The organism is Caballeronia udeis (assembly GCF_001544555.2).
Taxonomy (GTDB): domain Bacteria; phylum Pseudomonadota; class Gammaproteobacteria; order Burkholderiales; family Burkholderiaceae; genus Caballeronia; species Caballeronia udeis.
Window position 1 is genome coordinate 70,573 of record NZ_FCOK02000028.1, and the last position, 12,164, is coordinate 82,736.

The window sequence follows — 12,164 nt, forward strand, 5'->3', positions numbered from 1 at the left end:
TGCGGAAGGGCATGTTTGCCCGCGTCGCTTTCGCACAATTTTCTGTGCGTTGGCAAAGTCGAAATGAAAGTCCTTCGTGGCCGCGAACTAATAAAACTAAAAATCAGATTCGACCTTGAGTCAGCCGCCGCTAGCAGAATCAGGCAAGCTGAAGCCACGACCCGGAAACCCGGGAACCCGGAAACCTTAACCCGGCTGCTCCGTGCTGCATTCGCGCATCGCGAGTAAGCTCTAGCGGGGATTTCCACGCGAGCGTGGTTTTGGCGAAGAACCCGGACGTTCGTATCCCGGAAGCCCTCCTTATTCCGCTGCATTAATACAAACGACTTTCCGATCTATAGACAGGAGCTTTCCATGATGAATCGAGACAATCCCGTATGGCTCATTACCGGCTGCTCGACCGGTTTCGGCCGCGAGCTGGCGAAGCTCGTGCTGGACCGCGGGTGGCGCGCCGTGGTGACCGCCCGTGACCCGTCGAAGCTCGGCGATCTCGCCGAAGGCCACGGGGACCGCGCACTGGTGCTGCAACTCGACGTGACCGACCGCAAGCAGATCGCCGATGTTGTTGCGAAGTCGCAGAAGCATTTCGGACGTATCGACGTTCTCGTGAACAACGCAGGTTACGGTTACCTGGCAGCGATTGAAGAAGGTGAAGACGACGCCGTTCGAGCCATGTTCGAGACCAACGTGTTCGGCCTGGTCGACATGACCAAGGCCGTGCTGCCCGTCATGCGTGCGCAGAAGAGCGGCCTCATTGTCAACATTTCGTCGATAGGCGGGATCACGAGTTTCGCGGCCACGGGCTATTACCACGGCACCAAATACGCGGTGGAAGGCATCTCGGAGTCGCTCGCGATTGAAGTGAAACCGCTGGGCATCGACGTGCTCGTGGTCGAGCCCGGACCATTCCGCACCAACTGGGCCGGGCCATCGATCAAGGAGTCGGCTACGCGCATTGATGACTATGCGGCGACCGCGGGCGAGCGCCGCAAGCAGACCGAAGCGCGCAGCGGCAATCAGGCGGGAGACCCCGTGCGCGCGGCGCAGGCGATCATTGACGCCGCACTCTCGGACACTCCGCCGCTGCGTCTGCTGCTCGGCAAAGCAGCGCTTGAACTGGCGCGCAAGAAAGTCGCCTCGCTGACTCACGACTTTGACGTGTGGGAAAAGACGACGGTCGGCGCCGACTTTCCGGAAGGATCGCGCTAAGCCGGAACATCGGGCGGCGCATGAGGTGGCGTATGTGGCAGGCGCCACCGCACGCCCGCACCTTACCGCGATTGCACGAAACGCCGCTTCCGCGAACATTTTGCATAAGGCAAACTTATGCTTATCGACGGAAAACGCTGCCCGGAGCGCCTATGAGACGACCGCATCACCCCATCGACCTGCGTGCGCTGCAGGCGTTCGTAGCCGTCTGCGATACAGGTTCAATGACCGCCGCTGCCAGGCAACTCGGCGTGAGCCAGAGTGCAATCAGCCAGGCTGTATCGGCGCTCGAACGCGAGCAGGGCACGAGCCTGTTCGATCGCGACAGCCGTCCGCCGCGTGCCAACAGCGCCGGGCGCGCGTTGCTCGAACTTGCCACGCCCTTGCTCGATCATGCGCAACGCGTCAGCGCCCGCATTGACGAGGTATCGGATGTGGGCAACGCTTCGGTGCGGCTTGGCTGCGTAGACTCGTTCGCGGCGACCGTGGGCCCGGAACTGATTCGCGCGTTGTCGGGTTCGTCGCGGCAGATTGCGTTGTGGTCGGGACTGACACCGGGGCTGACCAAGCAGTTGCACGATCGCGAGATCGATCTGGCCGTCTGCACCCAGACTGTCATTTCGGACCCTCGCATAGTGGAGATTCCGTTGTTCTCCGAGGCGTTCGTGGCCGTGGCGTCGCGGCGTTTCCTCGCGTCGCGGCCGGCGGCGGACTGGCGTTTGCTTGCGAGCAGCCTGCCGTTGATTCGTTATACGGGGCGTTCGGTCATTGGCCAGCAGGTGGAGCGCTTTGCGCGGCACCTGGGTATCGACAGCCCGAGGCGTTATGAATTCGACGCCACCGATCCCCTGCTCAGCCTCGTTGCCGCAGGCCTCGGTTTCGCGATCTCCACGCCGCTTTGCTTATGGCAGGCGCGTCACTATCTGGACGAGATCGACGTGTTGCCACTCCCGCCCGGCGGCCTTGCACGCCGCGATTTTTTCCTGCTGCATCGTGAAAGCGAATGGGACGGTTTTGCGGCCGAGCTCATCTCCCTGACGCGCGGCGTGCTTGACCAGCGCATTCGGCCGGCACTGGAGGAAGCGCTGCCGGCCCTGCCGGACGACGCGCTCCAATAACCGCTTATCGACTTGCCTATCGAGCTTTTTTCGACACTTGTTCTGCCTACCTACTTCGCCCGGAATCCATCATGACCGATCTCTACACCTTGCATCGCGGCGACGCTCCGCTGCTCATTTCCATCCCGCATGTGGGCACCCGGATTCCCGAGAGCTTGCAGCCGTTGTACACGGACATAGCGTTGACCGTTGCCGATACCGACTGGCATCTCGACCGTCTGTACGACTTTGCCCGCGAGATGGGCGCGACAATCCTGGGCGCACGCATCTCGCGTTATGTGATCGACCTGAACCGTCCATCGAATGATGAAAGCCTCTATCCGGGCCAGACAACCACCGGTCTATGCCCGGGTGAAACCTTCCGTGGCATGCCGCTGTATCGTGATGGCACGCAGCCCGATGACGCCGAGAAAGCGCGGCGCGTGGTCACTTACTGGCAGCCCTATCACGACGTGCTTGAAGTGGAACTGGCGCGGTTGCGGGCGGCGCATCCGAACGTCTTGTTGTGGGAAGCGCATTCCATTGCAAGCGTGCTGCCGCGGCTGTTCGAGGGCAAGCTTCCCGACCTGAACATTGGTACGCAGGATGGGCGGACGGCGGCGCCCGGCGCCTTGCAGGCCGTCACGGATGTCGCCGCGCGGAGCGCTTATACGTGGATCGCCAACGGCCGCTTCAAGGGTGGCTACAACACGCGTCACTATGGAACGCCCGAGAGCGGCATTCACGCGATACAACTGGAAATGTGCCAGTCGACCTACATGCATGAGACCGAACCGTTCGACTACGCGCCTGAAGCGGCCGGCAAGGTTCAGGTCGTTGTGAAGGAGATGGTGGGCGCTGCGCTGAATGTGGTCCGGGGGCTGTAACCGTGCTCGCTTGAGCGCAAGGCTTGTTATGGCCGCCGGCGTCCAAGCGCGAATTACAGTGTTCTCTTAACATGGCCCATGCATCAACGAAGCCGCCTGCTCGCGCCGACGGCGCGGTGGCGGTTCAGTGGCTTTCAATGGCAAGGAGTGGATATGGAATATCGCTTACTGGGTGAGACGGGCTTCAAGGTGCCCGTGCTGAGTCTGGGCACCGCCACGTTCGGCGGCAGCAATGATTTCTTCAAGGCGTGGGGCAGTACCGACGCCGACGGTGCGCGCAGCCTGGTCGACATTGCGCTGGAGGCGGGCGTCTCGATGTTCGACAGCGCCGACGTCTATTCCGACGGTCAGGCGGAGGAGATCCTGGGGAAGGCCATTGCCGGACGCCGCTCGCAGGTGATCGTATCGACGAAAGGGACGTTTCCGTTCGGCTCGGACGTGAACGGCGTCGGCTCGACCCGGCATCATCTGACGGAGGCCATCAACGGCAGCCTGAAGCGCCTGAACACGGACTACATCGACATCTATCAACTGCATGGTTTCGACGCGCTGACTCGCGTGGAGGAAACCTTGCGCACGCTCGACGACTTCGTGCGTGCGGGCAAGATCCGCGTGATCGGCTGCTCGAATTTTTCCGGCTGGCACTTGATGAAATCGCTGGCGGTGTCGGACCGCGAAGGCCTCGCCCGGCATTCGGTGCACCAGGCGTATTACTCGCTGACCGGCCGCGATTTCGAGCATGAGCTGATGCCGCTGGGACTCGACCAGAAGGTGTCGACCATGGTGTGGAGTCCGCTGGGATGGGGACGTCTGACGGGCAAGATCCGTCGCGGCGCGCCGTTGCCGGCGAACAGCCGCTTGCACAAGACGGCGGACATGGGACCGCCGGTTGCCGACGAATACGTCTACAGCATTGTGGATGCGCTGGATGCCGTGGCCAAGGAAACCGGCAAGAGCGTGCCGCAGATTGCGTTGAACTGGCTGCTGCAGCGGCCGACGGTCGCGAACGTGATCGTGGGTGCGCGCGACGAGACGCAGTTCCGCGAGAACCTGGGCAGTATCGGCTGGTCGTTGAGTGCGGAGCAGATCGCCGCTCTGGATAAAGCGAGCACATTGCCGCTGCCGTATCCGTACTGGCATCAACGCGGGTTCGCGGACCGCAATCCGTCACCGGTGTAGAGGGTACTGTTGGGGTACACGCCGTTTATACAGGCGGGTTACGCGCGCCGAGCGCAACCCGCCGTCATTTTGCGCTTTAACGCAGCGACGCGATCGCTTCGTTTGCTACACCGTTGCGCATGATTTGCGCGAGTCGATCGCCGAGTTTTTCACGCGCCTGTTCGGTATCGTAATGCGTTTGGAGGTTCATCCAGCTTTGGGGATCGACACCAAAAAATGCACCGAGCCGAACGGCTGTATCAGCAGTGATGGCGCGTTTCCCTTGTACGATTTCATTGATACGACGTGCAGGTACATCGATCGCTTTTGCGAGCGCGTACTGAGTGATGCCCATTGGGGCGAGCCATTCTTCCGCGAGGATCTCGCCGGGTGTGTCGAGTGGAATTTCGCGAATCATAAGTATCCTGGTGGTAATCGCAGATCCTCTTAAAGCAGCGCTATCCTCGGCGTCAACTGTCCTCAACCGTATCCCCGCGCTCGGCAATAATCCGTCCCAGCTCCCGCGTTGAAGGCACGCGGCGCATTGGATTCGTGGACCCCAATTCATCGTCGGCCAGGTTTTCGATCAAAGCCAGCAATACCTTCCGCGCGGTCCTGATGTCCTGCTCGCTCAGGCTCGCCACGCTGATCTCATTGACTTCCTCCGCGAGCGGAACGAGCTTCTCTTTCAGTGCCCGGCCGTCGGCGGTCAGGAAGACGTGCACGTTTTTCTTGTTGTCGGGCATCTGCTGACGCTCGACATAACCCAGCGCCTCCATGGCCTTGACGGCGGCAAAGGTCGTAGGCTCCATCACTCCCGCCTGCGTGCTCAGTTCGCGCTGCGTGAGGCCGTCGGTCTCCCACAAGATCCGCAGGAACGTCCAGTGCCCGTACGATACGGTGTGCTCGGCAAGGCGCATCTGCATCGCGCGAACCATCGAACGCGCGGCGTCCTTCACGAGGTGGGCGAGGCGGTCGTTGGGTACGGCGTCGTGCCAGTGACGCAGGATTGCAGCGGCTTCCCGAGGCGCGCTGTCCGCAAGTTTCTTTCGTGTCATGACCGTGTTTTCCGAAGCTCGAGGTATTGCCCAGATCGACATGATAGCCGGTCGGAACCAACCGGAAGAACAGCGCCGCGCGGTCCGCGCATGATGGAAAAATTCACGTTGATGTTGGCATGGGCACGCCTATTGCGCCGGAGAGCGCCTGTATAAAATCAATCTGCCGATCGAACCGCGAGCACCTGTGCGTGCAGTGCAAGATTAAAGGTCTAAACCTTATGCGAGAATTGTCGTTATAGACTGTATGCACTGCTCCCAGTCACCGTCGACAGAACCGGATATGCTGGCCCCCGCTAAACTTGACGACGAAAGCAACCCGGTTCATGCCCTGCGATCGCCCGATGGGGACACGGTCCCGGACGAACGATTCGACGGCCTGACCCGCCTCGCCAGACGCCATTTCGGCGTTACCCTCGCGCTGATCATGCAGGTTGACGCGCAGCGGCAGTGGTTCAGCTCATGCGACTGTCTTCCTGCGGGGACTCTCTTCCCGGCAACCCCCCGCGAGTTATCGTTCTGTGGCCAGGCAACCTATGGCGACGATCTCCTGGTCGTGCCGGACACCCTTGCTGACAAGCGTTTTTATAGTCATCCGCTTGTCATGGATACTCCCCGCATCCGCTTTTATGCGGGATGCCCGCTGCGGGCTTCGAACGGGGAAACGCTCGGCGCCTTTTGTCTGCTCGATACCAAGCCCCGCGAACTGGATCGGGCAGAGCGCGAATGCCTGCGCGAGTTTGCCCGGCTGGCGGAAGTGATCGTCGAGCGCGATCACGTGGCCGCCCAATTAAAGGAAGAGCAGGACGCGCTGTGTGAGCGCGAGAAAAGAATGGCGCTTGCCATTGCAGGCAGTGGCACGGGCATCTGGGATCGCAATATCGTTACAAACGAGATCCACTACTCCGCGGGATGGAAAGCCATCCTGGGGTATGCGGACTCGGAACTGACCAATCAGATCAACGAGAGCTACAAGCGGGTCCACCCGGACGATCTCGCTTACGTCCAGGCGACCATCCAGGCGCATTTCGATCAAAAGACGCCAAGTTACGAAGTTGAACATCGCATCCGGTGCAAGGATGGCAGCTATAAATGGATCTCCAGCCGCGGCAAGGTGGTGAGCCGTGACGCCGCGGGCCGGCCGCTGCGCATGATTGGCACCACTACCGATATCACGGCCATGCGCGCGATGTCGGAACGGCTGCAGGAATCGGTCGACCTGATCACCAGCCTGACCAACGAGGTGCCGGGCCTGGTCTTTCAATATCGCCTGCTCCCGAACGGCGAGTCGTTTTTTTCGTATGCAAGCGCGGGCATTGAAGATATCTACGAGATCACGCCGCAGCAGGTGGCCACGAGCGCGGCGCTCATCAATACGATCGTGCACCCGGATGATCTCCCGGCTTATCGTGCGTCCCTGGAACACTCCGCGGCCAGCCTGACGCGGTGGCACCTTGAATACCGTGTCGAATTGCCAAGACAGGGTCTGTGCTGGCGGCAGGGCGACGCGCAGCCCCGGCGGCTGGAAGACGGCAGCACGCTGTGGCACGGCTTCATTACCGACGTGACGGAACGCAAGCGCATAGAGTCCGAACTGAAGGAGTTCGCGACCATCGACTTCATGACGCAGTTGCCCAATCGCCGTCATTTCATGGTTCAGCTCGAGGCGGTACTCGCGCGGATACGGCACACAAAGGAGGGCATCGCGGCCATCCTCATGTGCGATCTGGACCACTTCAAATTGATCAACGACACATGGGGACATGCGCTCGGCGATCGGGCGCTCAGGCATTTCGCTTCCATCCTGCAGGCTGAGCTGGGAAAGCAGGGCATTGCCGGCCGTGTTGGCGGCGAGGAATTTGCCGTGGTGCTGCCCGGTCTCGGCCTGAGCGATGCAAGGGCGTTCGCTGAACGAGTGCAGCAACGGATTGTGGAGACGCCGCTGATGGAAAGCGACTGGCGAATCGCGCTGACGGTCAGCATTGGCATTACCGTCATGAATGCGGCCGATGCAGCCACCGATGCGTCTCTTTCGCGCAGCGACGCCGCGCTATATCGCGCGAAGGAGCGGGGGCGCAATCGTATCGAGTGTCATTGACCCGGCGCCTCGTCTGTCACGTCTGTCGCGCCGGTCACCGCAGTCACGCCCGTTGCGGGCAGCATTCTCGCAAACGATACAGCCATGGACGCCAGCTCCTGCGCGACCGGCGTCAGCGGCACGCCTGCGCGGCGCAGCAGGCACACGCGCGTACTCATTGCCTGTTCCTTGATCGGGACGATCGTCACGTGGTCCGTGAAAAAAGGGTGGGCCGCGAGACGCACGGGTTCGAGCGACAAATAATCGCTGTTGGCCACGCAATGCAGCGTGTCGAACACGGCTTCGGTGGTGGCCGCGATACGCGGCGGTTCAAGCCCCGCGTCCTCGAACAAGGCGGACAAGCGGTTCACGACATCGCCCGAATGACGAGGCCGGGTGCTGACCCACTCGCAGTCCTGCAACGCCCGCAACGATCGCGCGCGGGCGAGCGGATGACCCCGCCGCGCGATCACGGTGACGGGCGATTCAAACAGCGTGGTGGCGTCCAGGTCGTGGATATCGGCTTTGGTCGACGCGAGCGCCAACGCAAAGTCCAGGCTGCCGTCGCGCACCCACGCCGTCAGGACCCGCGATGTGGCGCTGGTCAAGTGAACGTCGATACGCGGGCACCGTTCGCGAAAACTCGCCAGCAGCGCGGGAAATAATCGCATCATGGCCTCAGCCGCGACGCCGAGCGAGACTTGCCCCGTCAACTCGCCGCGCAACTGGCGCATTTCGTTTTCGGTTCGGACGCACTCACCAAGGATCACGTCCGCCCGAATCCGCAGGCGCTCGCCGATCGAGGTCAGGCGGGCGCCGCGATGCCCGCGCTCGAACAACGGTCCGCCCGCGCTGGTCTCCAGCTTCCTCAACTGCTGCGTCACACCGCTTTGCGCAATGCCGAGGCTGCGCGCCGCCGCCCTGAGACTGCCGGCTTCGGCGACAGCAACGAATACGCGAAGCTGAGTTAAGGTCAAGTCCACTGTAATCGCCCGGGTGATAGGTAAAAGTGATCATGATAAGTAAATCGGGCCTGTTTGGTGGCATTTTGCGCTCGTACCATGCAGACGTCCTATCCCCATCACCGTGTTAACTACTGAGTAAGCGCCGATGAAAACCCTCTCTTCGTTGCTCGCCGCCGCCGTGATCGCGGCCGTGACCGTCGCCACGCCGGCCTTCGCGAAAGATGCGAACGTGTTGCGACTGGGCATCGATCCGACCTATCCGCCGATGGACGTAAAAATGCCCGACGGCACCGTGACCGGTTTCGACGTCGATCTCGCCAACGAGATCTGCCGCCGCATCGCGATGCATTGCCAATGGGTCGAAATGGAGTTTTCCGGCATGATCCCGGCGCTGCAGGCACGCAAGATCGACGCGATCATCTCGTCGATGGCGATCACCGAAAAGCGCATGCAGCAGATCGCGTTTTCAACCAAGCTGTTCCAGTTCAAGTCGCGTTTGATCGCGAAGACCGGTCTTCCCCTGACGGTCAGCGCGGAGGGTTTGCGCGGCAAGCGCGTTGGCGTGCAGAGCGGCACGCAGTTTGAAACGTATGCACAGAAGAACTGGCAGCCGGGCGGAGTGGAAGTGGTCGCGTATCAAAGCCAGGAGGGTGTCTTTGAAGACCTGACGGCTGGCCGGCTGGACGCGGCGCTGCTGGGGTCGGTGGAAGCGGATAACGGCTTCCTGAAGACCCCGCGAGGCAAGGGATTCGGTTTTGTCGGCGGGACGCTGGACATGGGTGACCATGGCACGGGCATTGGCCTGCGCAAGGACGACGTTGCGCTCAAGGCGAGCATTGATCAGGCGATCACCAGCATGCGTGCCGACGGCACTTATCAGAAGATCGCCCACAAGTACTTCGACTTCGACGTCTACGGCAACTAACAAGATTTCAGGAGCATTCGATGCATACCCAAAGCACGCCGCTGGTTTCCACGTCCATCGGCACGCGCCGCGAGTTCGTCAGCTTTCACTTCGGCACCCCCGGCAAGGGCGAGAAGATCTACATACAGGCGTCGCTGCACGCGGACGAAATACCGGCGATGCTGACCGCGTGGCGCCTGAAGCAACGGATGATCGAACTGGAGAAGGCGGGATGTATTCGCGGCGAGGTGATCCTGGTGCCGGTCGCCAATCCGATCGGACTGTCGCAGCATGTGCTCGGGCAGTTCCTTGGGCGTTTCGAGTTGAATAGCGGCCACAACTTCAACCGCAGCTTTCCGCTGCCGGCGGCCGCTGCTTTGGTCAAGCGTGTTGGCAGTCAATGGACGCAGGATGCGGACAACAACACGCGCTTGCTGCGGCGGGCCGTGTGCGAGATGCTCGCCGAGGTCAAGCCGAAGAACGAGTTCGAGTCCCTGCGCCGCGAGATGCTGATCATGGCAGCCGACGCCGACGTGATCCTCGACCTGCATTGTTCGCTTGAAGCCACCATGCACCTGTACACGAGCCCTGCTAGCTGGCCGTCGGTCGAACCACTCGCGCGCTATCTGGGCGCAAGTGGTGTACTGCTCTGTGCGGACTCGGGTGGCCAGTCATTCGATGAGGTTCACACGCAGTTGTGGAACGACGTTCGCGCGCTGCTGGGCGAGGGCACGCCGCTCGCCGCGCCTAATGTTGCGCTGACGGTCGAGCATCGCGGCCAGCGCGACGTGTCCTACGAATTTGCAGAGCAGGACGCGGAGGCGATTGTCGACTACCTGACGTATCGCGGTGTGATCGAAGGTGAGGCGCGTGAGTTGCCGCCGCTCAATCATCCGGCGACGCCGCTGGCCGGCAGCGAGCAGTTCATTGCGCCCGCAAGCGGCGTGGTGGTGTATCGCGCGCAGGTTGGGGCACATCTGAAAGCGGGTGACCCGGTGTTCGATATCGTCGATCCGATCACGGACGAAGTGACCACGCTGACGACGAAAAACGACGGTGTCTTTTACATGCGCCGGGCAATTCGTTTTGTGATCGCCGGCGCACCGATGGGCCGTGTAACGGGCGCTGTCCCGTTCAGGACCGGGGTGCTGATTGGTGCTTGAACAGGCTGCTTGAACAGTCTGCTTGAACAGGCGACCTAAGCAGCTCGCGTGAATAGCGTTACTTGACCTCGCTTGCCCGCCCGCGTGCGGATCCTCGCGAAGCAGAAATCCCGGCCCCTGCTTCAGCGGGCATCCGCATGAACATCGGATAAGAAGTAATCACAACGAGCGCGGTAACAATAAAGGCAGAGGCCAACTGCCAGCGTTCGGCATGCGTGCCGGGGGCCACGATCATGGTGACTTGAATGGTCCCTGCCGCGACCGTCACGCCTACGGCTTTCATCAATTGCTGGGCGGTACCCTGGAACGAGGTGGCGGCGGCCAGCCGGGCCTTGGGAACATCCGCGAAAGCGAGCGCTCCCATGGTGGCGAAGCTAAGCGAACGCGACAAGCCGCCCACAAGCAGCAACAAGAAGATGCCACCCGCCGGCCAGTTCTGCGACATGAGCGAGCACACCATCAGCACGGCGGCAAACGAAACACTGCCCGCGCACAAGACGGTCCGGACAGAGAAGCGCCTTAGTGCAAGCGATGTCATGGGACGCATGCAAAATGACCCCAGCGCGCTGGCGAACGTCACCAGGCCGCTAGCGGAAGCGCTATAACCGAACCCTGCCTGCAATGTCAGCGGCACGAGAAACGGCAGCGCGCCGGCACCGGCACGAAACAGACTTCCCGCAATAGTCGCCGCATGAAAAGTCGGAATGGAGAGCAGCGAGAAATCGACGGCAGGATCGTCCACGCGGCGGCAGTGCCTGACCGCCATCCAGAACATCAGCACGCCCGCAGCAACGCATGCAGGAGAAGCAAACGGCGGCAGGACCCCGCGTCCCGCGCATTCAATGCCGGTCATGAACAGCGTGAGCGAGCCGCCTATCAACATCATTCCGCGAACGTCAGGCGGCGCATGATGTTCGGGAGGCGCGGCCGGCAGCAAGCGCCAGGTCAGCAGCAAACCCACAATGCCAACGGGCACGTTGACCCAGAAGATGCTGCGCCACGAGAGGGTATCGGTGAGAAAACCGCCTAATGGCGGACCCATCAAGGGGCCGATGAGCGCCGGCATGGTGAGCCATGTGGTGGCCTGCAACAACTCCTCGCGTTTGACGCCACGGAACAGGATCAGACGTCCGACCGGCACCATCATTGCCCCGCCAATTCCCTGCACGATACGCGCAGCAATGAGTTGCGGAAGGTTCGCGGCTGCCGCACACGCGAGTGACGCCAGCGTGAAAGTCGCGATTGCCCACATGAAGACGCGCTTGGCGCCGAAGCGGTCGGCCACCCATCCGCTAGCAGGAATGAAGACCGTCAGCGCCACCAGATAAGCGGTAATGGCGCTGCTCAAATGCACCGGGTCAACGCCGAGATCGCGCGCCATGGCGGGCAGGGCCGTCGCGACGATCGTACCGTCCATGTTTTGCATAAAAAGCGCGCTGGCTACAACGGCGGCGGTGATGCGGAAGTTGGCAGGTTTCACGAGGCGGCGAGCGGATTGCTTGTGGAGCCGACGACGCGCTTGCAAGCAAAGCGCCGAAGGTTCAATCGATTGCGTGGCACCAGAGTCTACTTGAACCAGGGGACACCATGCGAGAGCATCGACGTGTCTCGTTCATTACAAAAGCATTGCATGTATGAGGCAAGGA

Annotated in this window: 11 protein-coding genes; 7 read left to right on the forward strand and 4 right to left on the reverse strand. The window is 61.5% G+C overall.

Translation table 11 applies throughout. The annotated features are described in order from the left end of the window. Positions 1–354: 354 nt before the first annotated feature. The 4 genes from AWB69_RS20455 (at position 355) to AWB69_RS20470 (ending at position 4,372) form a co-directional block, all read left to right on the forward strand. On the forward strand, positions 355–1,209 hold the full coding sequence (locus AWB69_RS20455) for an oxidoreductase (protein ID WP_062088044.1): 855 nt from the start codon (positions 355–357) through the stop codon (positions 1,207–1,209). 152 nt (positions 1,210–1,361) lie between these two features. Continuing rightward, on the forward strand, positions 1,362–2,327 hold the full coding sequence (locus AWB69_RS20460; RefSeq protein WP_062088046.1) for a LysR family transcriptional regulator: 966 nt from the start codon (positions 1,362–1,364) through the stop codon (positions 2,325–2,327). A 71-nt stretch (positions 2,328–2,398) separates the two neighbouring features. Further along, positions 2,399–3,193 (forward strand): N-formylglutamate deformylase, encoded by a 795-nt coding sequence (gene hutG, locus AWB69_RS20465; RefSeq protein ID WP_062088048.1) that lies wholly within the window; start codon positions 2,399–2,401, stop codon positions 3,191–3,193. Between the two features lie 153 nt (positions 3,194–3,346). Further along, on the forward strand, positions 3,347–4,372 hold the full coding sequence (locus AWB69_RS20470; RefSeq protein ID WP_062088050.1) for an aldo/keto reductase: 1,026 nt from the start codon (positions 3,347–3,349) through the stop codon (positions 4,370–4,372). 76 nt (positions 4,373–4,448) lie between these two features. Here AWB69_RS20470 and AWB69_RS20475 read toward each other — a convergent pair whose 3' ends face one another. Further along, the gene (locus tag AWB69_RS20475) at positions 4,449–4,769 is read right to left on the reverse strand and encodes a HigA family addiction module antitoxin (RefSeq protein ID WP_062088052.1); all 321 of its coding nucleotides are present in this window, start codon (positions 4,767–4,769) and stop codon (positions 4,449–4,451) included. 52 nt (positions 4,770–4,821) lie between these two features. Then, on the reverse strand, positions 4,822–5,409 hold the full coding sequence (locus AWB69_RS20480) for a MarR family winged helix-turn-helix transcriptional regulator (protein WP_062088054.1): 588 nt from the start codon (positions 5,407–5,409) through the stop codon (positions 4,822–4,824). Between the two features lie 283 nt (positions 5,410–5,692). Here AWB69_RS20480 and AWB69_RS20485 point away from each other — a divergent pair, with 283 nt between their 5' ends. Then, positions 5,693–7,507, forward strand: a complete 1,815-nt coding sequence (locus tag AWB69_RS20485; RefSeq protein WP_062088056.1) for a GGDEF domain-containing protein — start codon at positions 5,693–5,695, stop codon at positions 7,505–7,507. Here AWB69_RS20485 and AWB69_RS20490 read toward each other — a convergent pair. Then, the gene (locus tag AWB69_RS20490) at positions 7,501–8,469 is read right to left on the reverse strand and encodes a LysR substrate-binding domain-containing protein (RefSeq protein WP_062088058.1); all 969 of its coding nucleotides are present in this window, start codon (positions 8,467–8,469) and stop codon (positions 7,501–7,503) included. The two genes, AWB69_RS20485 and AWB69_RS20490, sit on opposite strands and share 7 nt — an antisense overlap. Before the next feature lie 127 nt (positions 8,470–8,596). On the opposite strand from AWB69_RS20490, the gene AWB69_RS20495 reads away from it, so the two are divergent. Beyond that, positions 8,597–9,376 (forward strand): transporter substrate-binding domain-containing protein, encoded by a 780-nt coding sequence (locus AWB69_RS20495; RefSeq protein WP_062088060.1) that lies wholly within the window; start codon positions 8,597–8,599, stop codon positions 9,374–9,376. Positions 9,377–9,396: 20 nt separating this feature from the next. Further along, on the forward strand, positions 9,397–10,518 hold the full coding sequence (locus tag AWB69_RS20500) for a succinylglutamate desuccinylase/aspartoacylase family protein (RefSeq protein WP_062088062.1): 1,122 nt from the start codon (positions 9,397–9,399) through the stop codon (positions 10,516–10,518). 58 nt (positions 10,519–10,576) lie between these two features. Here AWB69_RS20500 and AWB69_RS20505 read toward each other — a convergent pair whose 3' ends face one another. Next, on the reverse strand, positions 10,577–11,998 hold the full coding sequence (locus AWB69_RS20505; protein ID WP_062088106.1) for an MFS transporter: 1,422 nt from the start codon (positions 11,996–11,998) through the stop codon (positions 10,577–10,579). Positions 11,999–12,164: the final 166 nt, after the last annotated feature.